Origin of the sequence: Saccharopolyspora spinosa NRRL 18395, from assembly GCF_000194155.1 — a bacterium.
GTDB classification, from domain to species: Bacteria; Actinomycetota; Actinomycetes; order Mycobacteriales; family Pseudonocardiaceae; genus Saccharopolyspora; species Saccharopolyspora spinosa.
Genome location: NZ_GL877884.1, coordinates 115,240 through 138,508, shown reverse-complemented (window position 1 = coordinate 138,508; position 23,269 = coordinate 115,240). Strand labels below are relative to the sequence as shown.

Below are 23,269 nucleotides of genomic sequence, written 5' to 3'. Positions count from 1 at the left end.
CATGGCGACCGCACCGGGGCATCTCCTTGGCCAGATCATTGGCAACATCATGGAGGAAGCGCTAGCGCCAGTCCTCCAGGGCTTGGCCGATCGCCACGACCTGTACCTCGACAGCAAGGGCCCTCGGCCAGAGGTTCGCAGGGGATCTCTTGTGACGTGGACTGACGACTTTGGAAATAGCCACGACCTTGACTTCGTGCTGGAACGCGGGGGAGACGCTGGAAAGGCTGGCAATCCGGCTGCCTTTATCGAAGCGGCCTGGCGACGATACACCAAGCACTCGAAGGCGAAGGCTCAGGAGATTCAGGGCGCTGTGCTTCCGGTGCTGGCAAAATGGAACAACGTCAAACCGACTCCTGCCGCCGTTGTCGCTGGTCAGTGGACTGCCCCGTCCTTGAAGCAGATGCGGTCGAGTGGCTTCGTGGTGCTGCATCTGCATTTCCCTACGACAGCCAAAGTCTTCCGCGATGCCGGTATCGATATCGAGGGGTTGGGCGAGGGTACGCCGGACGACTTCTGGCAGGAGCAATGTGATGTGTATGCCAACAAGAACGACGCTGAGAAACGACAGCTAGCTGTCGAATTGCGCATTGCCCATAACGAAGAGCTTCGTGACTTTGTCGATGAACTGGAGCGCAGGGTTGTGAGGACAATCGACTACGTCGGCGTCACTCCGTTGCACGGCAACAGCAGCCAATGCGCCTCGGTAGGCGATGCGATTCAGGCCGTGCAGTCGTACTCCTGCGGCGTGGAAGCTGCCCCGTTTATTCGTTTCGAGATTCGGATCGCGTACACGAATGACGATGTCATCCAAGCAACGTTTGGGTCGTCTACGGATGCAGTGGACTTCTTGAACACCTTTGCCTGAGAGCGGTATTCCCGTGCTCAGCCGGACCCCTCTCGCCTGTTTCTGCTCTAGCTAATAGCTAGGAGATCGTGACTTCGCGTGGCCCAATGTCGGGGGACGGAGGGCTAAACCGGAAGCGACAACGACTCGGCGTCGGGTCTAGATGGTCAGGCCGGGTAGACATCACCGCGTTGATCGCCACATCATCCAAGGTCCGCCAGCCTGGCGAGCCTTTACCTGATCACGATAGACCGAGCCCCGGGGGCCGATGGGAGCGCAAAGATCATCGATCTGGCGTCCCGCCGCAGGTCAGCGTGCTAATGCTGGTAGCGCCCCCGGCAGGATTCGAACCTGCGACACCCGCTTCAGGAGAGCGGTTTCGGGGGTGTAGCGAGACTTAGCTCCGAATAGCCGGATTGGCATATAGGCAGGTAGGAGGTTGTTTATGGGGGCGTGTCGGTTAGTAGCTCATAGCGTCGTCTAGCTGCCACTGCTCCCATTTTGCTCCCATTTGTGACCACAGTGGACACAAAGGTCGTATCAGGACAGGAATGCCGGGACGTTCGTCCTTGCCAGGGTTTGCGCTTGTGCTGGTCGCATTGGCCGGTGGCGGTCAGCGTCGTGCACCCAGCTGCGGAGCATCTGGTCGGTGGTGCGGCTCGCATGCGTTCACCCGTTTGCCGCCGAGTGTCCGAAGGACAGACCGAGCACACAGGCGAGCCTGGACCCGGTCGAGCGCGAGCGCCCCAAGGTTTTCGCGATGTCGTTGCGGGTCTTGCCCCGCCCGTGCAGCTCGCGCACACGAGCCCGGTCCGGTTTAGTAATTGGTGCGGGGTACATAAGTAATTACCGCTAGCTATTCCTGGCGTTTCTCTCTATTGACGCTGATCTATTCGGGGGAGATTGGCTTAATCCTGCCGTTGGCGTCGTTGTTTGTAGTTTCGACTGTGTTAGCGTTCGGTTGTGGATGTTGGTGGATTCAGTTGTCCGCCGACAATCTGTACTGATATCTGATGATGGGGATCGAATTGCTAATCAGAAATGCAGCGATGATGCTGGCGGCTGCGCTTGCTCTGGTAGTGCCGGGTATCGCGCAGGCTGCGCCCACTCCGGCACCGCCGAACGATGAGAGCGGGCGGTATGTGCTTCGCGCCTACGGCCCGGATGGAAAGTTGCAGGAGAAAACGATCAAGACTGGCACGAATGGGGTAGTTTCGTGCGATATGTTCGCGGATCGCCCGCACTTTTCCAACGGTACCGGCGGGGTTATTTACAAGACTCGTGTGTATTGTCGCGGGGATGTCCCGGCCGTTGATGTTAGAGTGAAAGGGGCGCTGTCGGTGTTTGGCTACGGAAGTGGGCCTGGCGGTCCGCCTCCGGGTGGCCCTGCATTGCCTATTGCGACCTCGGATCTGACTCAGCGTGTAGTTATTGGTAGTGCGAATCCGGTTACCTATTACACGCCGGCGGCTGGAGCGCCGACAGTGCCGGGCAATCAGTGGGCGCAGGGGTCCAGTGGCGGTGAGATCGTAGAGCCAGGCGGTAGCTCTAACATTGGGCAGGCCACGACTCCTCGCGTATTCGCGTAGTCCTGGCTAGGGTGGCGGTTGTGACCATGCAGGTAAGACCAGTCGATGAACGCGACGCTTCCGGTGAACAAGACGGTGCCGTGTTCCGGGTCTTTCTTTGGTCGCAACCGCCCGTCCCGGCAGGTGTTAACCCAGCCAGGATCGGATGGTCCAACAGCGTGTACGAGCTGACTGGGTGTGACGTGCACGAAGCTATCGAGTGGGCCAGTTGCCACACACCTGCGGTTGGGCTGTACACGCTCTATGTCTGTTATGTGGACACTGACGGGCGGATGTTCATGATTCGACTGGCGGGGACTGATCCGACCCGTGGCGACGAATGGTCCGGCTAATTGTCCATCCGCTTGGCTGCGGGCACACTTCGTGCTACTGGAAGGTGATCTCAGCAGAAGTGGCAGAGGCTGTCAAATGGCGATGACTGCCACTTTTTCGCGTGGGTATGGAGTTGAGGATCGTGTTGCACTGCTGGGTGTCGTAGAGCGGGCGGCCGGTGCTGCGGTCACGGTCGGCGATGGGGCAGGCGCGGCGGATGGTGTGCACCGAGCGTCCGGTGAGCCGGGCGAGGCTCGCCCGGTCGACCAGCGCGCGGCCGTCGCGGTAGCGGGCGATCGGCGGGCGGCGGATCACGCTGGTCCCGTCTGGCATGGCCAACGCCTGGGCTTCGCCACACCGCAGCAGGTCCCGCACGAGGACGCTTCACGACACAGCATTTAGCCCCTTTCCCTTTTTAGGTACCGGGATTAACAATGGCTATGTAGTGCTCGAACGCCTGTTCGCATTCTCCAATGCGCATAGCGCATTAGGAGTCCGCGATGGAATGGGGCAGAGGCAAGTGAGCGAGGACAGCGAATCGGGCGGTGCACAGGTCCGGCAGATCGGGTACGCAAGCACGCGCAATCCGCATTGGTCGATCCAGGTCTGCAACGAACTTCACCGATCACCCCGCCGAGAACACCTCGTGACGCTGATCCTTGAGGGGGCCGCCGGGGTCGAACCGATCGAACTCACGACGGACCAAGCGATCAAGCTTCGCGAACTACTCGACAAGGGCGCCACCGAGTATGTCAACACACAATCGCAGCGCGCCCACGCAGGCGCGCTTTTTCTTTTCTTGCAACAGAAAAGGAGGTGTTTGCATGGCATGGTCAGAGAAACGGCCGAACGGGCGCTACCGCGGCGCGTACCGCGAATCGCGATGGAACCATTCGTTATGTCAAGGGACGTTCAGCCACCCCGCAGAGGCCAAACGCGAGGCACACGATGCTGAGAACAGGCAGCGCAGACCAGGCGCGATCAACCTGGATGGCGCGCGGATGCCCTGGGTAACTGGGTCGACCAGTGGTTAGGCGACTGGACGGCAGAACCGTCGACCCGGGCTCGTGCGGTGTCCTGCATCGAGCAGCACACCCGACCCCACAGGGGTGCGGTACCGCTCGGTGAAATCGAGCCGGACGCGATCAAGTCGTGGGTGAAGCTGCTCCGAAAAACGCAGGCCAAGGGCACAAAGAAGGGAGAAGAACCAAAGCTCCTCGCACCCCGAACTATCAACAAGATCGTCACCACGTTTGGCACCACGCGCCGGGGTGCGGTCGATGAGCGACTGCTCGCGGTCTCGCCAAGCGCCGGGATCAAGTTGGAGACGGTCACCGCCGACGACGAGTACTTCATGACGCGCGCCGAGGTGGCACGGTTTCGCGAAGTCGCGGCAGAGGACGGCGAACTGCTCGATCTGCTGATCGACATCGGCACCGAGACCGGCATGCGATGGGGCGAACTCGTTGGACTGCACCGTGAGCGCGTCGATACGAAGCGACTCGTGATCCAGGTTCAGGAGGTCTGGGACAAGCACAGCAGCGAGATCAAGCCTATCCGAAGGGGCGTCGCCGCCGGGGAGTGCCGTTCACGAAGCGGCTCGGCGGCAGGCTCGACGAGTACGTGAAGCGGAATCCGCGGAAGCGGTGCCGGGCCCGGCACCGTGGCGGGGGACGTTGCACCGGGGCGCTGTTGCTGGCGTCCGAGGCCGGAACGCCGCTGAACTACGGGAACGTGCGCCGTCGACACTGGGACCCGGTCGCGGAGCGCGCGGGGCTGGTGGGTGTCACGCCGCACGACAAGCGGCACACCTACGCGTCGTGGCCGATCCAGGATGGTGCCGGCATCGAGACGGTGTCGGCGTTGTCGGGTCACAAGTCGTGGACGACGACCATGCGGTACGCGCACCTGGCGGATGCCCGTTGGGCACAGGTGCGCGACATCATCGGCGGCCCGGAACCGATTTCGGATGGGCTGAGTTTCGATGCCATCGCCGCGGCGGTACGGGCACTGGCCGAGGCGGAACCCGAGCGGTGGGCGGCGGTCGCCGCAGCCCTCGATTTTGCTCCCTTCGGGGGGATCCGAAGGGAGCGCCAAGATCATCGATCTGGCGTCCCGTCGCAGTTCAGCGGGCTAATACTGGTAGCGCCCCCGGCAGGATTCGAACCTGCGACCCCCGCTTTAGGAGATCTTCCTTACGGTCCTTTCCGGACAGTGCCGGATTTCCCTTGTGAGCTCAACGGATTTCGATTGCGAACGCTGGTTACACAGCGCGAGCTACGGCCGTTTCCGGTTGATTCCTGGGGGTAAGGTTTGTTTCAGTCATCCAAACGTACCCGCTTTCGAGTCCACCACGGTGTGGGGAAGACCCGATTCCGGCGGCGGCACCATCAAATCGGGCACCAAGGTCAAGGGCATCCGCCTCATCGACGATGGCGTGGGCGACCACGACATCGATGCGACCGTGCCGGGCTTCGGTCGTATGCAGCTCAAGTCGAGCGTAGTCAAGAAGGTCGGCTGAGCGCTTTTCCGTGCCGGGATTCCATGGTTGGGCGACGGAACACGGTCGCTCCATATTCCGCCTGGTGCGCCCGATTCGATGCACGATGCCGCTCCGGTCATATGACCGGAGCGGCATCGTGCTTGTGGAGTTCGGTCCCGCGCGCTGAAGCAATCCGCAATGTTGAGAACGCGGATCAGGCTTGGCGAGAGGTCGGCAGTGAAATCTCGATGGCGTTGGCCAATGCCCGCAACCTCATCGCTGCCGACCTGACGTCGCCGAGTGCGTACGTTGAGAATTTTGGGTCTTCTTGCTGCTCAACCATGCGAAGTGCGCCGACTTCGACTTGCGACAGTGAGGAGAATGCCGCCAGCACTTCGTCGGCTGTTGGTGTGAGCTCTGTTCTCCGCCCGTCTCGTGAGATGTCGCGGGCGGTGATTGCGTCGCCGGTGTCCGCGGCTTCCTCGGCGAGTTGGGCGATCACAAATGAGAGCACGGATAGCTCTCGACGTCGTCGTTCGATGACGCGGTCAAGCTCGTCGAGACCGTTCGGGACCTTGAACAGGATTCCGGTCTCTTTCGGGCCGAGTCCCAGCTCGGCGGCTACCTCGACGATGTCGCCAAGCCGCGCCGCGTCCACGAGGGCCCACTCCCGCTTCACGGCCATGTTCTTGATGGTGTCCCCGTGGAATGCCGGACCGACCAAGGCGGCGAAGTGTGCTTTGTGTCGGAACTTGTGGCTTTCGAGTGCAATATCGCTGATGTCTGTATGCGTGACGTGACCGTTCGAACGCGACTTTGCTTCCACGATCGCAACGACTTCGTTTTCTGTCTCGTCGTGCCATCGAACAACGACGTCGGTGTCGCCTGCTCCGCTGACGGTATCGGCACTGAATCCCAGTGCTCTGAATGCATCGCATACCGAGTTTTCGAACGCCTTCCCCGATCCTTGGCCGAGAGCCTGTGGGGATCGCGAGCGCGTTGTAAGTTCCTCTTTGAGAGAAGGGTGTTCTTTTTGGTTCGTTCCCTTCGGTTCAGCTGGGGGAACTTGTGGTTGCTCGAGGGAGGTGGGTGTTTCGGCAAGTGGCAATTCGGCGACAAGGGTGAGCCCCGCGGCAGTGGCCCGAAGACTGCCGTAACGCGGCTGCTCAATAAGAGCGGTGTCTTCGAGGAATGAAGCTATCCATCGTGATTTGTCGACGTTAAGTCCGTACTTGGCGGCTTGGCAATACATTTCAGAGCGAGTGACGCCTGCCTCGACGGTTCGGATCATTTCGCCTACGAACCTCATGTTCGCATGCAGGATCCGAATGAAATTGACGTCGTCTTCAGAGGTGACCCAGGCGCGAGCAGGGGCGGTGGCCTGGTAGATGCCAAGGCCGATCTCATGCAACAGGCCCGAGGCTCGGAGGAAGGGCATCATGGAATCGACGCTGCTGCGTCGGAGGCCGAATGATTCTGCGATAAATCGTAGAAGTTCTTCCCGCGTGATAGGATCTATGGCTGCGTTCACGATAGTCCTGAGATTCGCTACCTTGTTTGGGTTTGAAGCTGGGCTTGGTACCCAGATGTTGTAGGTGCTGCGGGAATCTTGAGAGCGCTCGGATGTGGATAGCTGATCAAGGAGGACTTTGATTTCGTCGGGTGCCTCGGTAATCGGATTGGCGGGAGCGAGGTGAATTGAGATGGCCTGCGGGGTAACGATGGTGCTTTGCGCGAGGAGTGACTCTCCGGCTTCCGTGATCCTCCAGCGACGATTTCCGCAACCTTCGATGAGGCTCAGGACTTCGAGCCAGTCCATTCGACGCCGAGCTCCGCCAAGGCTCTTCCACGTCATTTCATATCGGTCTCGGAGGTAGTCGTCCACTTCTTCGACTGTCGAAGCCTTTTCGGCAATGAGCGACAGGGTTTCCGTGAACAAGCGGAAACGTTTCGTCATGACTGAGGCGAGCTGTCCAGCGGTGGGGTTTGAGCGAACGGCCTGACCGCTGGGTGTGAGCCTCAGCTCTTCGTGCTCCATGTGTGCAAGTCCGGTGCCCCTGACGAATTTGCTGTACTCAAGCCAGGTGAGGGTATGGGTGAGCGGTGTAGCGCCGCCCTGGCGTGGTGCTGTAGCGAAGATCGTGGGGGACAGCTCGGGGCGGGTGGTCATGTCGATGGCCTTGCCGGCCCCGATCTGCTCCACGAGTTCGAGGGTGAGCGGTACCCAGACGCCTTTGCCGCCGCCCAATGGGGGTAAGGAGGCTGCCTGCTTGCGCCACAACGCCCGTTGGTCGGCCAGCGATTGCGGGGTTTTTGTCGAACTGTCGGACGTCGTCATGGATGGAGTGTACGGTAGAATTCATTCAGTCATGTGGCTGGTTGAATCAATTTTCAAAGGCATGTGGGCGCCCAGGCTTGCTTGTCAATCGCTTAACGGCTCGCGGTTCATGGGTCTCGGCGGCGGAACGTGGTCGAATTCCGCTCCGGCTGTCCGGTCGGCGGACTCGTCATCGGTAGGCCTGGCTATCGGCAATTTCATCAGATGGCAATGGCCGGTGGGTCAGGATAATTCTGGTCTGTGGTGGATGATGGCTGGCGAGCTTGGTGGGCTCGGCATAATGGCCATCGGCTGGGTCACGCTTGTTCGGATTGGATAGCGGCACCACAAGCAGGTGACCACCTCAAATTCCGGGCTGAATGGTGCTCACTGGAGCGGTAAGGCGACCAGCTCGGCAACGCGCCCAGCACCTTCCTTCGACGGCTCGCCCAGGCACCCAATTGAGTCAGGACGTCCGCGGTTCAGATCTCCGTCTCGGCGGCTTCTGCGGGGCCGCCTGCCTTCCGCTCGCGTCATGACGAGGCCGCCGACCTTTCCGCTCGCGCCCGGCCGGCCATCGACGGCTTGACCGGGCTTGCATGCAGGAAGGTCGGCGGCCTTGTCATGGCTCGCATACAGCAGGCAGGCGGCCCCGCAGGGGCCGCCCTTGATGAAGTAGAGAAAGTTTAAACACACGTGGGCTGGGGCCTGGTGGGGCTTGGCCGGGAGCCTCGGGGCATGGGCGTCACGCGGGACGAGTTGCACCACTATTCGTGCGCCCGGTTGTGAAGCCCGTCCAGGTCTTCGCCATGTGAGTTCTGCTCGCGAAGTTTCTTGATTCACTGCGGCCAACACGTCGGATGGCGCATGCGCCGGTCGGACGGCTGGCGCTGGCTGCTCGCCTGGCGGCCATGCACTCCGGAGCAGGCCGCCGCGGTTCGGCATCGAGCGCGTCAGCCACAAGGGGGTACGAGATGTGGCAGGCTGCGGCGCGGCAGTTCGCGCGCACCGATGTTGGTCGCGGAATCGCTGGTGCCGGACCGGCTCACGTGCCACGGCTTGGGAACCGGTAATCGACGTCCCGTGGTCGCCGCGCCAGAGGCACACACCAGCCAGCGGTTGGGGCGTGCCTCATGAGACGCATCAGGTAAACGAAAGGGCCCGCCCGGTAGCAGGAATACCGGACGGGCGCTTCACTGTGCGGGTCAGTCACATCTGGATACCGGCCCATCGTACGAATACCGCGAGTGAGTCGGTGGCTCGGCGGTCGGCTGCGGCGAGTGCGCGCACGGTTTCGCGTACGGATGGGTGTGTACGGGTGTGGTGGGGGGAGATTCTGCGGGCAAGGTTGAGTTCGTCGAGTGCGCGATCCCGGTTTCCGTGCAGCATCCAGGCGCGCGCTTGGTCGATGTGGTGATGGCCAACCCGTTCTGGACGTGCCGGATCGAAGACTTTTACGCGGCTGGCGCGGTTCACGGCTTCGGTACCGTCGTAACGCTCGACGGGCACGGCGCACCAGTGGATGACCGCGTTCAGCTCGCTGGCATCAGTGTTGTAGTACGGCGATGCGGCCGCCCCCTGCGAGATCAGTGCCCGCGCTTCCTGGATGTGATCGTCGGCCCGTTCTCCATCGCCGTTGCGAGCCGACATGACAGCGGCCCGCAAGTGCAGTTGCGCGGCGATTCCTAGTGCGTCGCTTTGCTGTGGCTGATCTGCGACTCGCTGTAGCGAACGATCCAGCAGGCGCAAACCCGCTGCATAGTTCCCGTTCTGCAAGAAATGTGTAGACCGGTGCCAGTCCGATACGGCTACTCGCAAAGGATCACCGGTAGCGCCAGCGAGCATCACGTGTCGTTCTGATGCTGCCGCAGCGATGTCGGGGTGGCCGAATCTTCCGCCCACCGTGGCGGCGAGACGGTAGGCGTCGTGCAGCAAGCCGCGAGCTAACTCGCCTTCCCGTGTAGTCGGAGAGCTATCCGCGACCAGCACGAACAGATGATGTAGCACCTGCGGTAGAAGCATGGCCAGGTCGGCGTACTTCTGGCCTGTGCGGAAGGTTTCCGCACGATCAAGTTGTCTGCGCAGAGCACTCGCGCTCAGTCCAGGCTCAGCCGGTTGCGGATCGTCGAACGCCTGAAGTGCCTCACGCAACTCTGAGATGCCGGCTGTCTCGCTGTGAAATTCGGAAATCTTATCCGCGACTTGTACGCCATAGAGCTCGCGAACTTCGACACCTAAGGCTGCAGCGCAGGACGCGACGAAAGCGGGACTTGGTGGAGTTCGTCCCTGTTCGACCTTTTTGACCAGGCTTGTGGAGACGAACGCGCGCGCTGCTAGTTGATGCTGCGTCCAACCGGCCAACTTGCGGAGCCCTGCGATTCGGGCTCCAGCTCCCGCATCCACGTCCATGCGGGCATTGTCCCTTCGTTGTCCCTCCAGCATGCAAGCAGCTCGTAGTGTCGGTTCAGTTACAGGAGGTGATCAGATTTGACGCCCTACCGACCTTATCCGTTTCACTGGGTACCGGCTGAAGGGGCGCGGCACGCGATCGCCGACCAAAGGCCCGCCGGTGGCTGGCCGGAAGGCGAGACGATCACGGTGCTGTGCGGCTCCGAGGTGGCCGCGGACAACTCCGAGTTGGCGTGGTTGTGGGATACGTGCCCGGACTGCAACGCGGGGCGAACGTGCCTCGCCGAGGTCCCGATGCCGCCGGCGGTGAGTGCGCGATGAGTGCCGAGCTCGCCCACGTCGGGCGCATGATCCGCGCAACGGTGTTGATGCTCGGCTACGCCGCCGACGACGTCGAGCGCGGCCGGTGGAGTGACGCCGAAATCCGGCGACTCGGCGACCAGCTCGCGACGGTGGCCGCTGCACTGCGCGGTGAAGGAACGTCGCCGGAACCGCTTGTGATCGACCTATCGGAGGCAATGCGATGATCGCCGCTTTGGTCGCAGTTTGCCTGCTCGGGGTCGGTGGGCTCGCGGTGTGGGCGACGTTCTACTACGCCCCGGCCCAGCACGCCGGTAGCGGCGAGGAAGCGAGACCGAAGCCTCACACATCAGGTGTCAACCAAACCCTGGGCAGCCCCTAATGTGTGGCGATCTGGCCGATGCGCTCGCTGTCGAGGAAACCCGGCACCTGCCACTGGTCGAGTCTGGTTTGCCGGTCGATGACCGGGAAGCGATGGCGCGGCATCCGGGAATGCTGCGGCGGCTGCTTGCCGCCCTGCAAAGCCTGTAGACCCGGTTCGGTGTCGTGAATCCCTGCCCCCCGACCGGCACCGGACCGTTCGGCGGGGGTGTATCGCCCCTTGGTGCATCCCTGCCGATTCCAAACTCCCCGGCGCGGCAGTCACCCGCTCACGGCGTTGTGGCTGGTCGGGCTCGACGCGCGGCACTGCGCCGCAACCGGCCCCACCACGCCGGGGGACCTGCCACGCTATCCGGCGCGGCGAACTTCAAGAGGGGGAGGCGTGTCGGCGGTCGGTGATCTCGATCAGACACTGGCGCAGGTGATTGAACGGATCACCGCCGCCCTTTGCCTTCTCACCACCGCGCAGGACGCCTGCGACGAAGCCGGTGAAATCCTGGACTTCGCGCTGGAAGGCACCGCCGACCCGGAAGCGCTGGAAGTCCTCGCCGTAGTGGAGCCGACCAGCGACGAATTGATCCACGCCTACCAGGCGGCTCACCGCGTAATTGAGCTGATCACCACCTACCGCCGAGCTCTCGACGTGCAGCAAGCCGTCGACGCTACACCGCCCAGCGCTGCGCACCCCTCGACTGTGGGCCGTATCCCCGCTGACGCAGCTCACGACGGACGATGGGTCGAGCAGATACGGAGGCGTTTGCCTGAATTCACCGGCGGGCAGACCACCGGAGTGGTGTACGACCGCGATGGAACCGAGTTCCGCATCACCAGCGGCCGGGACTCGGACATTTCCGAACGAGTGCGGTTAACGCTGCACAACTCGGAGGTGTTCGTGCCAATCGACAGCCGCGGTGCGCCAGCGGTGTTCACTCACGTCGAAGCTAAGTACGCGCAGCGAATGCGGGACATCGGGCAGACCTACGGCATTGTCGTACTCAATCGGGCGATATGCGACATGGAACGTGGATGCGGTGCCGCAGTTCGCGCGATCCTGCCCCGCGGGTCGGTCCTGGTGGTGTGGGAACCGGGTGCAACGAAGCCCATCGAGCTGCATGGAGAGGCGAGACCATGACGATCGAGCAGACGCAGACCGTGGTCACGGCGGTTTTTCACCACATCTTTCGATATGCCCGCACTGCCGACGAGATCACAGAGCTGACGCGCGTGATCGTGGAGCAGCCACCGGAGCCGGTCTGCGAGGTGTACGTGTGGGACCGGCCGTGCCGGTCGTTCCGCGAAGAGGATGGCCCCGCGTTCCCCGGCACCGGGCGACTGCGCGTCACCAGCAACCCGGCTTCGGGCTGGGCAGCGCTTAACTACATGCACCCCGGATCTCCGGACGGCGCCTTGGTCGACTCGCTCAACCCGGACTTCACCGAGGACACCCCGGCACTGCTGTTCGACCCCGAGGGCGACCTGTGGTTCCCGGCCTCGGCGTCACTCCCACTGGAGAAGGTGCGCGAGGCGGTTGCCGAATATTGCCGCACCGGGGCGCGGCCGATGTGCGTGCAGTGGCAGCCCGGCGAGTGGTACTGACCGGGCGACGACGAACGCGCCCCCGCACCCGACCGGCGAACCGGAAGGATGCGGGGGCGGTTTCTCATCCACGCGTCGGTGTGGGGTCACCACGCGCGACCCCATTTCTCTTAACGGCTGATTATGTCAGTGACTTCGAATCGTTGCGTGGCATGGGTCACAAGTCGTGGACTACGACCATGCGGTACGCGCATCTGGCGGATGCCCGTTGGACGCAGGTGCCCGACATCATCGTTGGCCCGGAAACGTCCACGACCGAGCTGAGTTCCGATGTGATCGCCGAGGCCGTGCGCGTACTGGCCGAGGCGGAACCCGAGCGGTGGTTTTGCTCCCTTCGGGGGGATCCGAAGGGGGCGCCAAGATCATCGATTTGGCGTCCCGCCGCAGTTCAGCAGGCTAATACTGGTAGCGCCCCCGGCAGGATTCGAACCTGCGACACCCGCTTTAGGAGAGCGTCTTGATGTTTCCTTTTGGCGGCGTACTGACCAGCATAAACAGTGACCCCTGAACCGTTCAGACGGCGGACTTGGGCACGTATTTGGCACAGCTCGCTCCGGGAATGTGCGTTAGTGCGCTCCGGAGTGCTTGCTGTAACAGTGGGGGATCGCGCATGCGCTGGCAGACGAGCGGGCAAGGTCCGTACGCCCCCTGTTAGGGAAGCCCAGCTACGCGGGTTGAGGTGGCCTATACGGGCCTGATCAGCCCCCAGGCATCCCGGTGGGGTCCCGCATTGCCGATCGCCAGGAGAGGGCTCCTCAGAAGCCGCTGAGATCGCCATAGAGGCGATAAACCGGCAGCGGTGGAGTCCATGCGCAGAGACGATGCCAGGCAGCAAGATCCCCCCACTGTTACAGCCAACAACGCAGACCCACAGATGTCCCGAAGTGTCCCCGCATTAGAACTATGTTTGCGCAGGTCAGACTGATGCGGGGACACGGGGACAGAGGGGACACCCCCGAGGCGGGGTAGTTATTTCACCCCCTGAACGGGGGCCAGTCGAGACTCAGCCGAGAAAGGTAGCGTGAGCACGCATGGAGCTAGCCCAGCGAGCAGCCGAGACCGCCGAGCGCTTCGTTGCGCCGCTCGGGCGGAGGTGGCTACACGTTCAAGCGGTCGCAGCACGAGCGACCGAGTTGAGTGCAGCAGTCCCACCTCAGGGGCGAGACACGCTCGTCGCGGCGGCGTGGCTGCACGACATTGGCTACTCACCCGAGATCGGACACACCCACTTCCATCCGCTCGACGGGGCTCGGTGGTTGCAGAGCCAGCAGTGGCCGGCGGAGGTGGTGAACCTTGTCGCGCACCATTCAGGAGCCCGCTTCGAGGCAGCCGAACGCGGTATGACGCAAGAGCTTTCGGAGTTCCCGTTCGAGGATTCCGTGCTGCTGGACGCGCTCGTTGCAGCCGATCTAACGACTGGACCAGGTGGCGAGCGGCTGAGCTACGACCAGCGAATCGACGAGATCCTCAGCCGCTATGCACCCGGTGATCCTGTTCACCGAACTTGGGTTAAGGCGCGCCCCGTGCTGGCTGAATCTGTTTCCCGGACCGAAAACCGACTTGCGGAGGCTCAGCCCAGATAGGGTTCAGTGCGCGAATCGTCCAAGGCGTGGTCGATTCGAAGGCGCATCGACGGGTGGATATTCAGTTGATCGAGGTCCGCAGGGGAAACCCAGCGGACCTCTTTCGTTTCGCTGCCGTCTTCACGCGGCTGGCCGCCGATCCAGCGGCACGCGAAGCAGAGCGAGAATTGTTGTCGCACTTCGCCATCGTCGTAGGCCATGACGTGGTTCGGGTTGGTGTAGACGCCGGTTAGCCGCAATACCTCGACATCGAGACCGGTTTCCTCTTTGACCTCACGCACGACCGTTTCAGTGATGTACTCGCCAGCGTCGTGCCCGCCGCCAGGGATTGCCCAACGATCGTTATCAATCTTGTGGATCAGCAGGATTTCGCCAGCGTTGTTGCGGATTGCGGCCGTGACCGACGGAACTACCGAGTTTGCTGCGGGGGCGTTGGGATCGTTGAAGTAGTCGATACGGGCCACTTTGGCTCTCCCTCAGATTGGGTCGGGTGTGGCCTCTTGCCAGACCCGTTCGAACGAACGCATGTAGTGCTCCCACATCGAGCTGCCTGGGACTCGACGCAGATGCATGACCGGGTTTTCGCCAGCAAGCGCGCCGAAAGCGTGGCCGTTGACCAGTAGCTGGTCATCGAACCGATAGAGCGAGTTGTAAAGGATCGTGCCGTGCGTACGTACCTCGACGTTTGGCAATCCCGCAACTTTACTCAGGTAGCGGCGCATCATCTGAATTCGCCCTTCGAGTCCGCCAGTTGTTCCCTCCTCGACGGCTCGCTGAATGACGGCTTCGGACTTCTCATCGCCAACGGCGAAGCGGAAGACTGCGCCTTCCTCGGCTTTCCGCTTAATGATCGGCAAGATGTCGTGCTGCTCGACCAAGAATTGTCCGCTGAATACCAGTACTTCCATGCGTTCCTGGACGCCAGCGATCAGCTCGTTCCAAAGTGCGTACGGCACGGACGAGCGGGACTGGTAGAGGTGTACCAGCTCGGTTTCCTCGTTCGGCCGCGTGTACAGGTCGTTTGCCAGGGAGGGCCAGAGCTGGACTTCTGCTGTTTTGACCAGGTCCGCGACCTTCTGGCGTGTCCGGCGGTGCGGTACCCGCTCTCTGGTGATCCATTGCTCTGCTGTCTTCTCGTCAACTCCGGTGTGCTGTGCGACTTCTCCCAGTGTCAGCCCAGCAGCGCGAATCGCGGCACGTAGTCGTTCGTTAGCCACCCCCACCCCCAGGGACGTTTCTAGGACGAATTTGGGACGTTGTAGGGACCGTATAGAGCTGGAAAGACGTTTTCAAGTGACCTTGAAAGACCCGTTGGAACGTCCGCTGATCTGGCGTGAACTTGTTGCTATGCAAGGCGGAACCCCGGAACACCGGCACCCGGCCGAGGGTGTCGCGGGGCGAACCAATGGAGGTCGAAATGGCGAAGAACCAGATGATGCCGTTCCCGATGCCGAAGGGTGGAGGCGCGGCCAAGAAGGTGCTAGGGCTGTTGTTCTTGGCCGCGCTGGTGGTCCTCTTGCTGAAGAGCCCGGTGGAAGCCGCGCAGTGGGTCAAGGCCGCTTGGGTGACGGCCATGACGGCGATCGAGCAAGTGTCCATCTTCCTGCGCGGCGTCATCGGCTGATGAGCAGCGGGCTACTTGTTCGGAGCGCTGCGTGGGGCCAGTTCGTTAACGCGCTCTCGAAGGTCAGCCACTTCTTGGCGAAGAGTCGCGACCTCGCTACGGAGGTCGGCGTCAGCCTCAGCTGGGGTGTCGCCTTCGAGGACCTGGGCCAGGTGGTTCTCGGGGTACCGCAAGCCTTTGGAAATCGCTGCGAGCAGCCTCGGTGTGCGCCGCTTGGGTTCGTATGCCTCGGGGTTCTGCAGTTGCCGCAACGTGAAGACGCCAACGTCGGCGCGGTCGGCGAGTTCCTTCTGCGTCATGTCCAGTTCCGCCAAACGGGTGGTTATCGCCGTCGCTACGGCGGCCCAATCTTTGCTCAATTGACCCCTCCAGATAAGCGCTCCTAGCAGCGCAGATCGTATCGCCGCAGGCCGCCACAGCGGTAGGGCGACATGCCAATCCCATCCTATTTGCCGAAAGAAGCGCCTTTGTATGCGCCACTAGTAGCGCTACTGTGGGCTTCGTTCAACCCGATCAGGAAGGAAACAAGATGAACCCCACCAAGACCCCGGTTCCGGTATCGGAGCTGATCCCGGAGTCGGAGCTGTCCGACCTGGAGCTGCTGAGCCAGGCGGCGCAGGAGGCGCTGGACGCGCACAACCGCGGCGTGATCGGCGGCCCCGGGATGGACGAGGTGGCGCTGGAGCGCGCGGCGCGGCGGGCCCGCAAGGCCGACACCGCGCGCCTGCTGAAGACGCGGGTTCCGGCCGAGGGGGCGATCGCATGAGCGCCCAGGTCCACGGCCACGGCACCGACCTGAACCAGGTGATGGCTGAGACGGCCGCTGAGTTGGCCGCGTGGTTGACCGTGCGCGCTCTCCCGGCCTTGCCTCCGATCGTGGCCGTGCGCATCGACGGCACCGAGGTGGAGGCGCAGTTGGAGCCCGGGATCGGTGGGTCCGTCATGGCGGATTTGGCCGCGTGGGCGGAGCACCTGGGCACTGACGTCATTCTGGAATGCAGCTACGACGGCACCTTTGTCAGGGCGTCCATCGTCGTGCACCTGGGTTGTGGGCAGCGGCTGACGCTGTGGAACCACCTCAAAGGCGTGAACTGGTTCAAGTTGGAGATCGTCACCGAACACGGCTTTAGCAAGGGACCAGCCAGCTTCGGTGCCGACGTGCTGCGTCGCGCCGCTGCTTTGAGGGCCGAGTGATGGCTGTCTCGAAGAAGATCTCCGTGTCGAAGGACCTGCTCACTGGAGACCTTGAGCGCGCATACGCCGAGTTCATGCGGGTGTCGATTTCGGACCCGGCGCGGGCGATAGCTGCTCGCCGGAACCTGGCGCGCCTCTACAAGAAGTTGATCGGGCAGTTGGCCGGGCAGTCGATGCCGCTGGCGTACGCGGTGCTTGCCGCTGCGGACGAGCTGCTGTGCGAGGCCAAGAAGATCGAGGCTCGTCACGCCAGGGGTACGGCGTGACGGACGCCCAGCAAGAGACGGCGCGGGTGCGGTATCACGAGGTGATCTGCCCTAACTGTCAGTCCGACATCATGCGTGAGGGCTGGGTAACGCGTTTCCTTCCCCTGCTGCAGCGGGATTTCAGCCGGTGCGATCGCTGTGTCGACTACATCAAGGCACTCACACGGGAGCTGGGCACCCCCAACCTGGCTCTTCGGGAGCCTCTGCCGTTCCTGACCGACACCGACCGACGCGAGTACACCGCAGTGCACGAGGCGGCACACGCCGTCGTCGGCGAGCACCTCGGGATGCGCATGCAACGCATCACCGCCGATATCGAACACACCGTCATCGCCGGACAGGAATCCCGTTCCAACGGCGCGGTTCGCTGGGATATCGGCACTCTTCGGGCGGCGACGCTGGGCGACTACGCCGCAATGTGCGTCGCGGGCGTGCAGGCCAACAACCGGTGGTTTGCCGACCGTGGCCAGGACACCCACCCGAACCGCCTCGACGTTGCCTACGGCGGGGCAGGGGACGCCATCGAGCTGGAACAAAGCGTTGACGGACGTTTCCCCATCGCCGCAGTGCGTAAGGAAGCCCGCAGTCTCGCCGACGGCGTGATCACTGAGCACTGGGGCCAGATCACCGCCGTGGCCCGCGCTGTGCTCGTCAACGGGCCGATGAGCCGCGACCAGGTCCGCGACGTCATGCACACCGCCGGCCACCCGGGCCGCACACCGAAACGGGCACCGAGGAACGAATCGGCGACCGACAGCACCCATCACACCCCCAACCCAAGCCAGCACACCACGAACACGGGAGGAACCAGCATGGCCGGTATCGAGGAAATCATCGCCGCGATCTCCAACACCACCAGCAAGAGCGAGCAAATCCAGGGCGCGTTGGCGCAGGTCCAGCAGTGGGCCGGAGAGATCGCCGGGCAGCTGCACATGGCGCTTGGTGAGTCCGGGCAGCACGAAGTTCAGCAGGTCATCGGCCTGTTCCAGGAGCTGACCGGGCAGCGGATCACCGAGCTGCACCAGCTCGTCTCGGGCGCGGTCGCCGAGATCGAGCAGTACGGCCAGCGGCTGTAAGGGGGCAGGAATGTGGTTCCTAAAGAAGCAGCAGCAGGAGTACCTGGTCGGGGACTCGTCAAAGGGGGGTCGGCGGCGTGAGGAGCTGACCTGCCCGGGACATAAGCCGCACTACGGCGAGCAGATCACGGGCATGACGGTGCGCTGGCACTGCGAGTGCGGCGCCTACCGGGACGAGATCGACGCTCCGCCACCGCCCGGCAATGACATGCCGTCCGGGGACTACCTGGAAATGCGGGTCCGGGGCATTCAGGGCGACACCAGCGCGTGGCGTTCACAGGTCACTGGCAAGCCGTTGCCGGTCAAGCGTGACCCGGTCCCGCCGGCCGGTTCCACCCACCACGACACCACTCCGGCGGCCGCGCCCGCGACCACCACGAACACGGGAGGAACCAGCATGGCCGGTATCGAGGAAATCATCGCCGCGATCTCCAACACCAGCAGCAAGAGCGAGCAGATCCAGGGGGCGTTGGCGCAGGTCCAGCAGTGGGCGACCGAGGTCGCCGGGCAGCTGCACGACGCGCTGGGCGGTAGCCACCAGCCCGAGGTCCAGCAGGCCATCGAGGTGTTCAGCGAGCTGTCCGAGGTCGGGCAGCGGATCACCGAGCTACACCAGCTCGTCTCGGGCGCGGTCTCCGAGATCGAGCAATACGGCCAGCGGCTCTAGCCGATCGACCAGGACGGCAACAAGGTCACCACCGGCCCGGCTGCCGAGATCCTGCGGGCGCTCAACCACACCGCCCGGCCCTGACCCGCGCCCCGGGCGCAGCCAGTACTGACAAGGAGAAACGCCGTGGGAAAGAACTCGAATCGTGATTTCGACCAGGTTCCGCCTGGTGTCTGCAAGGCGTGCGACGGAGCGTGCGTGCTGTGGACCGGCGGATTCAGCGGTGAGCAGAACAAGTCGGTGACCTGCCCGGACTGCCAGGGCAGCGGCAAGGAATAACCCCGCCCCGGCCCAGCAGCATTCCCGCCAAGAACTGCCTGCTGGGCCGGGCTCCCCGATCCACTCACTACTGAATGAGGAGAAGTCTGATGGTAAAGCCACTGTCCGGGCTTGATGCGTTCGAGCCGGAGTGGGCCGCCACGGCGGTGCATGAGATCGGGCACGCTATCGCCCACCAGCAGACGGGTTTGTCGGTGCGCCGGGTGCGGATCTGGCGGACTTGGCTGTTCGGCAACATCCGGGGCTGCACCGACATCGACGAGTCCTGGTTGCCGGATGAGCAGCTGCCCGGCTACCTGGTGGCGTGCATGGCCGGGCCGGAGGCCGAGACGTACTGGCGCAGCCTCACCGGGCACCGGGGCAAGACGGTTTCGCACGGTGATGAGGCGAACTTCCGCCGCAGCGGCAAGGGAATCGAGCTCTCCCAACGCCAGGCCCGTGGTCTCGCGCGACGGCTGGTGGTCGCGCAGTGGGACCGCGTCGAGGTCCTGGCGACCCGGTTGGCCACCTCCGGCACGCTGCGGGGAGGTGCGCTGTGATGACGCGCCTGGTGGAAGCCCTGGTGATCACGCTGGGGCTGCTGATCCTCGGTGTCCGCTTCCTGTTCCTCGGTCTGTTCACCGCCGGACTGCCGACGGTGGGTCTGCTGGTGGCGGCGCTGGTGTCGGGTGCGGTGCGTACCGCCGTGCTGGTCGTGGTGTTCCCGCTGGTCGTGCTGGGCTTCCTGACGATCGTCGCGGCGGATGCCGCTGGCGGAACTGTTCCTGCTCCTCGCTTGCCGCGACCGCTGGAGGTGACGCCGCGATGACAACGATCTACGACCCGCGCGCGGCGCGGACCATCGCCAAGGCCGAAGCAGCCAAGACGAACGCCCAGACCGAGTCGCTGCGGGAGCAGACCCGCCAGGACCGCGAGGACCACCAGGCCGAGACCGCCCGCCAGGAGCGGAAGGAGCGGCGGCAGGAGCGCCGGGAACGGTGGGCGCGGTGGCGCAAGGCGGCCCCGGACACGGCCCTGTCGGGGTTGTGGGCGGCGCTGATCGTCGCGCCGCTGCTGCTGGCCTGGGACGCCCAAGCGACGTTCGCTGTGAAGGTCCTGCACGTGTCTGCGGGAATGTCGTGGTTGTTCCCGCTGGCGATCGAGGCCGGGGCGTGGGTGTGCGCGTTCGAGGCGCACCGCCGCGCCAGCCGAGGCGCTCCGGTGGGGTCGCTACCGCGGTGGATGTGGGTCCTGGCCGGTATCGCCGCCACGATCAACGCCGCGCACGGCACCGCCGACTACGGCATCGCCGCCGGGCTCGCGCTGGGAACCCTGTCGCTGCTGGGCGTGCTGCTGCACCACATCCGGCAGAGCCTCGACGCCGCCGAAGCCGCCGGGACCAGCGCGCGGGAAGTGTCCCAACGGTTCGCCCGCTGGCTGCTGTTCCCCCGCATGTCCCTCGCCGCAGCCCGGATCGCGAACCGCGCCGGGGTCGACCACCCGACCGCGTGGGAAGCCGCCTGGATTGACCGCCACGGAGTCGGCCCGGCCGCCTCCAAGCGGGACCGGAAGCTGGCCAAGGTGATCGTCAAGCGGCAGCTGGCCACCGATCGTAAGGCCGCCGAAAACGGCGAGTTCGTGATCGTCAACGGCGTCATCCTCCGCACCACCCTGCCCCCGCTGGACGTCCCCACCGAGCAGCCTGCGGCGGAGGTTTCTACCCCGATCGAACAGCAGAAACTATCCGACCGCGCCGCCTCCCTGCTCGATCAGGCGCTTGCGGCGATCGAGGCCGGGGAGCTTCCCGAAAGGCCCTCAGCGAACGCCCTCCGCCGCCGTTTCGGCGGTGCGATGGAGACCGCCCAAGAGGTCCGCGACGCCCTCTCCGACATGCACCCGGTCGACACCGAAAGCGAGGCCGCGTGATGACCGCCGTCCACGACCACGACGACACCAACCACGAGGCTGAGGTGATCCCGTTGCCGGTGCGGGCCACAGCCGAACGTCTCGGCGACGACCCGGCAAACGACGAGCCCATCGAGGGCGAACTCGTGCCCGACACGACCAGCCGCGCGCTGGCCCGTATCAAGCGCGGGCCGGTGATTCCGCCGGCACTGGCCGGTAAGGCCAAGCGGGCCGCCGAGGTGGCGCTGCCAGCCGGGGCGCAGGCCGTCAAGTTCACCGGCCGCCACCTGTACTACGTGGGTGGCGGGGCGTGGGACACCCTCGCCAGCGGCTACGGCCGCTGGACTGGGCGCGATATCGACGCCCGGATCGCCGCTGCTCAGGCTGCCGGGGATCACGGCGTCGCCGCGCAGCTCTCGGCGCAGCGCAACGAGTCCCGCAGACTGTTCCTGGAACGCATCAAGGTGTTCGGGCAGCTGATGATGCAGGCCCCGAAGTTCATCGCGGCTACCGGCCTGCTGACCACAGCCATCACGCTGATCGTTTCCATCGCGGCATGGGCAACGCCCGGCGGAATGGGCTTCGCCGACGTGTGGTCGGCCCTGATCAACGCCCTGGTCGGCGGCTTCGACTTCGTCGTGTGGGCCGCCTCGTGGGCGCCCTGGGCCGGGATCGCGTTGCTGGTCGGGCTGCTGATCAAGGGCTACAACCACCGTCGGCGTAGGCAGGACGTGCCCGCGTTCCTGGCCACGCCAGGCACCGGCAGCACGGAGGTGGAGATCACGCCGAGTGTGGTGGTCTCGGCGTTGCAGCGCTCGGGGATTCCCGCGCTGCGGCGCGCGATCGACCGCATGGACGAGCACCAGCGGGCCGCGATGCTCTCGCCGATCAAGCTCGCCGGGTGCGGGGTCGAGGTGGACGTCACCCTGCCGTCCAGCGGCGATACCACGGTCACGACCGAGCAGGTGCGTGCCAAGCGGCAGGCCGTCGCCGAGGGGCTGGGCCGTCACGAGCACGAGGTGTTCATCACTAAGGCCCCGGCGGCGCGCACGGTGCGGTTGTGGGTCGCCGACTCCGGGGCGCTCGACGAACCGATCGGCCCTTCTCCGCTGGTCAACGACGGGTTCGACGCCGCCGACATCTTCTCCGGCCGCGCACCGTGGGGCGTGACGCTGCGCGGGGACGCGTTCCTGCTCAAGCTCTGGCAGTGCCACCTGCTGATCACCGGCTTGTCCAACCAGGGCAAAACGGTGGCGTTGCGGTCGCTGCTGCTGTGGCTGCTGCTGGACCCCTCGGTCGAGGTCCACCTGGCCGACCTCAAGGGCGTCGGCGACTACAACATGCTCAAACCGCTGGTCAGCACCTACATCGCCGGGCCGACGGATGAGCACGTGGCCGACGCGACGGACATGGTCGAGTGGGCGGGGGAGGAGATGAACCGCCGGATCACCGAGATCGAGGCCAACGCCGACCGCTACCCCAACGGCGTCACCTCGGAGCTCTCCCGCGACCCTCACAGCGGGTTCCACCCGATCGTCCTGGTCGTCGATGAAGCGCAGGTCGCCTACGAGTGCACCGCCAAGGACGAGCAGGGCATCCCCTACGGCGGCGCGAAGGCCAACAGCCGGTTCTTCAACGCGGTCCGCAAGATCCAGAACCAGGGGCGGGCGGTGAACGTGACGTTCTGGCAGGGCACCCAGGACCCCACCAACGAGAACCTCCCGATCCGGGCCCGCAACGGCGCACACATCCGCGCCTCGCTGGTGGTGGCCACCGAGTCGCAGTCCCGCATGGGAATGGGTGATGCCGCCGTGGACGCCGGCGGTGCCGCACCGCACGAGCTGCGGCAGGGCCTTGATAAGGGCGTGCTGGTGGTCAAGGACGCCAGCAACACCATCGAGACCGTCCGTACCCACTTCATCGATGGCAACGCCGCCGAGATCATCGCCGAACGCGCCCGCCAGGCCCGCCACCACATTCGCACCCGCGTCAAGGAAACCGAGCAGCGCGATCTGCTCGCCGACGTCGCCGAAGTCCTCGCCGACGATGGCAAGGTCAAGGCCACCGACGTGGTCGCCCGGCTGCGCACGCTCGCCCCGAACTACCGGCCCTACGAGCAGCTCAACGCCGACAAGCTCAAAGCCCAGCTCGACGCCGAAGGCGCGCAGGTGACCAAAGCAGGCGTGCTCATGGTGTATGCGGAACGTGTTCACCAGGCCCTCGCCGAGCGCGAGGGAGGGAACGACGCCGAGTAGCCGAAAACCGGCCCACAACCGGGTTCTCACGGCCTGCCGCGCGCCATTCCCTCATTCCCTCCACGGGACCTTTCCGCAGCTCAAACCGAGGGAACGGGCACAGGGAACGGGACAGGGAATTTTCCCTCGCCCTCCCCGGATTCCCTGTCCCGTTCCCTCCCCATTCCCTTCCCAACTTGTGACTCTTCGTGTCCAAAAGAGGTTCCGC

General features: G+C 64.2%; 28 protein-coding genes and 2 tRNA genes. 22 read left to right on the top strand and 8 right to left on the bottom strand.

Annotated features, from left to right (window positions below; translation table 11 throughout):
• Position 1: 1 nt before the first annotated feature.
• Complete coding sequence (locus SSPN_RS0141120) at positions 2-868, top strand: hypothetical protein (RefSeq protein ID WP_010316475.1); 867 nt, start codon at positions 2-4, stop codon at positions 866-868.
• Positions 869-1,177: 309 nt separating this feature from the next.
• On the opposite strand, the gene SSPN_RS56135 is transcribed toward SSPN_RS0141120, so the two are convergent.
• Positions 1,178-1,300 (bottom strand) — tRNA-Ser (locus tag SSPN_RS56135).
• 1,502 nt (positions 1,301-2,802) lie between these two features.
• On the bottom strand, positions 2,803-3,123 hold the full coding sequence (locus tag SSPN_RS0141110; protein WP_010316472.1) for a hypothetical protein: 321 nt from the start codon (positions 3,121-3,123) through the stop codon (positions 2,803-2,805).
• Positions 3,124-3,820: 697 nt separating this feature from the next.
• Between SSPN_RS0141110 and SSPN_RS0141105 the strand changes: the two genes are divergently transcribed.
• Genes SSPN_RS0141105 through SSPN_RS61255 form a run of 3 tightly spaced genes read left to right on the top strand, consistent with a single transcriptional unit; the run spans position 3,821 to position 5,269 of the window.
• Positions 3,821-4,375, top strand: a complete 555-nt coding sequence (locus SSPN_RS0141105; RefSeq protein WP_010316470.1) for a site-specific integrase — start codon at positions 3,821-3,823, stop codon at positions 4,373-4,375.
• Positions 4,330-5,058, top strand: coding sequence for a tyrosine-type recombinase/integrase (locus tag SSPN_RS61260; RefSeq protein ID WP_010316468.1), 729 nt, complete (start codon positions 4,330-4,332; stop codon positions 5,056-5,058). The genes SSPN_RS0141105 and SSPN_RS61260 overlap by 46 nt, the downstream gene beginning before the upstream one ends.
• 46 nt (positions 5,059-5,104) lie before the next feature.
• On the top strand, positions 5,105-5,269 hold the full coding sequence (locus SSPN_RS61255; protein ID WP_010316466.1) for a PhnA domain-containing protein: 165 nt from the start codon (positions 5,105-5,107) through the stop codon (positions 5,267-5,269).
• A 175-nt stretch (positions 5,270-5,444) separates the two neighbouring features.
• Here the strand turns inward: SSPN_RS61255 and SSPN_RS56130 are convergent, their stop codons facing one another.
• The gene (locus tag SSPN_RS56130) at positions 5,445-7,568 is read right to left on the bottom strand and encodes a restriction endonuclease (protein WP_143539465.1); all 2,124 of its coding nucleotides are present in this window, start codon (positions 7,566-7,568) and stop codon (positions 5,445-5,447) included.
• Between the two features lie 1,188 nt (positions 7,569-8,756).
• Complete coding sequence (locus SSPN_RS53355) at positions 8,757-9,956, bottom strand: helix-turn-helix domain-containing protein (RefSeq protein WP_044577424.1); 1,200 nt, start codon at positions 9,954-9,956, stop codon at positions 8,757-8,759.
• A gap of 78 nt (positions 9,957-10,034) precedes the next feature.
• Between SSPN_RS53355 and SSPN_RS48310 the strand changes: the two genes are divergently transcribed.
• The 6 genes from SSPN_RS48310 (at position 10,035) to SSPN_RS0141055 (ending at position 12,233) form a co-directional block, all read left to right on the top strand.
• Entirely contained in the window at positions 10,035-10,277 is a 243-nt protein-coding gene (locus SSPN_RS48310; protein ID WP_010316459.1) for an HC3 family zinc finger protein, read from the top strand.
• Positions 10,274-10,483, top strand: a complete 210-nt coding sequence (locus tag SSPN_RS0141075) for a hypothetical protein (RefSeq protein WP_010316457.1) — start codon at positions 10,274-10,276, stop codon at positions 10,481-10,483. The genes SSPN_RS48310 and SSPN_RS0141075 overlap by 4 nt, the downstream gene beginning before the upstream one ends.
• Positions 10,480-10,638, top strand: a complete 159-nt coding sequence (locus tag SSPN_RS61250; protein WP_237710984.1) for a flagellar basal body-associated FliL family protein — start codon at positions 10,480-10,482, stop codon at positions 10,636-10,638. The genes SSPN_RS0141075 and SSPN_RS61250 overlap by 4 nt, the downstream gene beginning before the upstream one ends.
• Complete coding sequence (locus SSPN_RS61245; RefSeq protein ID WP_010316455.1) at positions 10,638-10,787, top strand: hypothetical protein; 150 nt, start codon at positions 10,638-10,640, stop codon at positions 10,785-10,787. The genes SSPN_RS61250 and SSPN_RS61245 overlap by 1 nt, the downstream gene beginning before the upstream one ends.
• Positions 10,788-11,019: 232 nt before the next feature.
• A complete protein-coding gene (locus tag SSPN_RS48305; protein WP_010316453.1) occupies positions 11,020-11,769 on the top strand; it encodes a DddA-like double-stranded DNA deaminase toxin in 750 nt (249 codons plus the stop codon).
• Complete coding sequence (locus tag SSPN_RS0141055; RefSeq protein WP_010316452.1) at positions 11,766-12,233, top strand: Imm1 family immunity protein; 468 nt, start codon at positions 11,766-11,768, stop codon at positions 12,231-12,233. The genes SSPN_RS48305 and SSPN_RS0141055 overlap by 4 nt, the downstream gene beginning before the upstream one ends.
• Before the next feature lie 409 nt (positions 12,234-12,642).
• Here SSPN_RS0141055 and SSPN_RS56120 read toward each other — a convergent pair.
• Positions 12,643-12,708: transfer RNA gene (locus SSPN_RS56120), tRNA-Ser, on the bottom strand.
• Between the two features lie 556 nt (positions 12,709-13,264).
• On the opposite strand from SSPN_RS56120, the gene SSPN_RS0141050 reads away from it, so the two are divergent.
• Positions 13,265-13,816: an HD domain-containing protein gene (locus SSPN_RS0141050; protein WP_010316451.1), complete on the top strand. Its 552-nt coding sequence runs from the start codon at positions 13,265-13,267 to the stop codon at positions 13,814-13,816.
• Here the strand turns inward: SSPN_RS0141050 and SSPN_RS0141045 are convergent.
• Positions 13,804-14,280 carry an NUDIX domain-containing protein gene (locus SSPN_RS0141045; protein WP_010316450.1) on the bottom strand — a complete coding sequence of 159 codons (477 nt, stop codon included), beginning with the start codon at positions 14,278-14,280 and terminating at the stop codon, positions 13,804-13,806. The genes SSPN_RS0141050 and SSPN_RS0141045 overlap by 13 nt on opposite strands.
• Positions 14,281-14,292: 12 nt before the next feature.
• Positions 14,293-15,033, bottom strand: coding sequence for a helix-turn-helix domain-containing protein (locus SSPN_RS0141040; protein ID WP_029536246.1), 741 nt, complete (start codon positions 15,031-15,033; stop codon positions 14,293-14,295).
• A gap of 200 nt (positions 15,034-15,233) precedes the next feature.
• Between SSPN_RS0141040 and SSPN_RS0141035 the strand changes: the two genes are divergently transcribed.
• Entirely contained in the window at positions 15,234-15,440 is a 207-nt protein-coding gene (locus SSPN_RS0141035) for a hypothetical protein (RefSeq protein WP_143539467.1), read from the top strand.
• An 11-nt stretch (positions 15,441-15,451) separates the two neighbouring features.
• Here the strand turns inward: SSPN_RS0141035 and SSPN_RS48300 are convergent, their stop codons facing one another.
• A complete protein-coding gene (locus SSPN_RS48300; RefSeq protein WP_044577421.1) occupies positions 15,452-15,799 on the bottom strand; it encodes a YceH family protein in 348 nt (115 codons plus the stop codon).
• A gap of 170 nt (positions 15,800-15,969) precedes the next feature.
• Between SSPN_RS48300 and SSPN_RS0141025 the strand changes: the two genes are divergently transcribed.
• From SSPN_RS0141025 to SSPN_RS48295, 10 genes are all read left to right on the top strand, one after another.
• Entirely contained in the window at positions 15,970-16,206 is a 237-nt protein-coding gene (locus tag SSPN_RS0141025; RefSeq protein WP_010316440.1) for a hypothetical protein, read from the top strand.
• On the top strand, positions 16,203-16,634 hold the full coding sequence (locus SSPN_RS0141020; RefSeq protein ID WP_010316438.1) for a hypothetical protein: 432 nt from the start codon (positions 16,203-16,205) through the stop codon (positions 16,632-16,634). Before SSPN_RS0141025 ends, SSPN_RS0141020 begins: the two co-directional genes overlap by 4 nt.
• The gene (locus tag SSPN_RS0141015) at positions 16,634-16,900 is read left to right on the top strand and encodes a hypothetical protein (protein WP_010316436.1); all 267 of its coding nucleotides are present in this window, start codon (positions 16,634-16,636) and stop codon (positions 16,898-16,900) included. The genes SSPN_RS0141020 and SSPN_RS0141015 overlap by 1 nt, the downstream gene beginning before the upstream one ends.
• A complete protein-coding gene (locus SSPN_RS0141010) occupies positions 16,897-17,976 on the top strand; it encodes a hypothetical protein (RefSeq protein WP_010316435.1) in 1,080 nt (359 codons plus the stop codon). The genes SSPN_RS0141015 and SSPN_RS0141010 overlap by 4 nt, the downstream gene beginning before the upstream one ends.
• Before the next feature lie 10 nt (positions 17,977-17,986).
• Complete coding sequence (locus SSPN_RS0141005; protein WP_010316434.1) at positions 17,987-18,643, top strand: hypothetical protein; 657 nt, start codon at positions 17,987-17,989, stop codon at positions 18,641-18,643.
• A gap of 126 nt (positions 18,644-18,769) precedes the next feature.
• Positions 18,770-18,922 (top strand): hypothetical protein, encoded by a 153-nt coding sequence (locus SSPN_RS57410; RefSeq protein ID WP_010316432.1) that lies wholly within the window; start codon positions 18,770-18,772, stop codon positions 18,920-18,922.
• An 89-nt stretch (positions 18,923-19,011) separates the two neighbouring features.
• Complete coding sequence (locus tag SSPN_RS0140995; protein ID WP_010316428.1) at positions 19,012-19,461, top strand: hypothetical protein; 450 nt, start codon at positions 19,012-19,014, stop codon at positions 19,459-19,461.
• Positions 19,461-19,730 (top strand): hypothetical protein, encoded by a 270-nt coding sequence (locus SSPN_RS0140990; RefSeq protein WP_010316426.1) that lies wholly within the window; start codon positions 19,461-19,463, stop codon positions 19,728-19,730. The genes SSPN_RS0140995 and SSPN_RS0140990 overlap by 1 nt, the downstream gene beginning before the upstream one ends.
• Positions 19,727-20,827 carry a hypothetical protein gene (locus tag SSPN_RS0140985; RefSeq protein ID WP_010316424.1) on the top strand — a complete coding sequence of 367 codons (1,101 nt, stop codon included), beginning with the start codon at positions 19,727-19,729 and terminating at the stop codon, positions 20,825-20,827. Before SSPN_RS0140990 ends, SSPN_RS0140985 begins: the two co-directional genes overlap by 4 nt.
• Positions 20,827-23,061, top strand: coding sequence for an FtsK/SpoIIIE domain-containing protein (locus SSPN_RS48295; protein WP_010316422.1), 2,235 nt, complete (start codon positions 20,827-20,829; stop codon positions 23,059-23,061). Before SSPN_RS0140985 ends, SSPN_RS48295 begins: the two co-directional genes overlap by 1 nt.
• Positions 23,062-23,269 lie beyond the last annotated feature (208 nt).

Bases quoted from the DNA above. Each gene is read 5' to 3' on its own strand.
- SSPN_RS0141120 (WP_010316475.1), top strand. From the start codon at position 2: ATGGCGACCGCACCGGGGCATCTCCTTGGCCAGATCATTGGCAACATC.
- SSPN_RS56130 (WP_143539465.1), bottom strand. From the start codon at position 7,568: ATGACGACGTCCGACAGTTCGACAAAAACCCCGCAATCGCTGGCCGAC.
- SSPN_RS53355 (WP_044577424.1), bottom strand. From the start codon at position 9,956: ATGGACGTGGATGCGGGAGCTGGAGCCCGAATCGCAGGGCTCCGCAAG.
- SSPN_RS0141075 (WP_010316457.1), top strand. From the start codon at position 10,274: ATGAGTGCCGAGCTCGCCCACGTCGGGCGCATGATCCGCGCAACGGTG.
- SSPN_RS61250 (WP_237710984.1), top strand. From the start codon at position 10,480: ATGATCGCCGCTTTGGTCGCAGTTTGCCTGCTCGGGGTCGGTGGGCTC.
- SSPN_RS61245 (WP_010316455.1), top strand. From the start codon at position 10,638: ATGTGTGGCGATCTGGCCGATGCGCTCGCTGTCGAGGAAACCCGGCAC.
- SSPN_RS0141055 (WP_010316452.1), top strand. From the start codon at position 11,766: ATGACGATCGAGCAGACGCAGACCGTGGTCACGGCGGTTTTTCACCAC.
- SSPN_RS0141050 (WP_010316451.1), top strand. From the start codon at position 13,265: ATGGAGCTAGCCCAGCGAGCAGCCGAGACCGCCGAGCGCTTCGTTGCG.
- SSPN_RS0141035 (WP_143539467.1), top strand. From the start codon at position 15,234: ATGGCGAAGAACCAGATGATGCCGTTCCCGATGCCGAAGGGTGGAGGC.
- SSPN_RS0141025 (WP_010316440.1), top strand. From the start codon at position 15,970: ATGAACCCCACCAAGACCCCGGTTCCGGTATCGGAGCTGATCCCGGAG.
- SSPN_RS0141020 (WP_010316438.1), top strand. From the start codon at position 16,203: ATGAGCGCCCAGGTCCACGGCCACGGCACCGACCTGAACCAGGTGATG.
- SSPN_RS0141015 (WP_010316436.1), top strand. From the start codon at position 16,634: ATGGCTGTCTCGAAGAAGATCTCCGTGTCGAAGGACCTGCTCACTGGA.
- SSPN_RS0141005 (WP_010316434.1), top strand. From the start codon at position 17,987: ATGTGGTTCCTAAAGAAGCAGCAGCAGGAGTACCTGGTCGGGGACTCG.
- SSPN_RS0140995 (WP_010316428.1), top strand. From the start codon at position 19,012: ATGGTAAAGCCACTGTCCGGGCTTGATGCGTTCGAGCCGGAGTGGGCC.
- SSPN_RS0140990 (WP_010316426.1), top strand. From the start codon at position 19,461: ATGACGCGCCTGGTGGAAGCCCTGGTGATCACGCTGGGGCTGCTGATC.
- SSPN_RS0140985 (WP_010316424.1), top strand. From the start codon at position 19,727: ATGACAACGATCTACGACCCGCGCGCGGCGCGGACCATCGCCAAGGCC.
- SSPN_RS48295 (WP_010316422.1), top strand. From the start codon at position 20,827: ATGACCGCCGTCCACGACCACGACGACACCAACCACGAGGCTGAGGTG.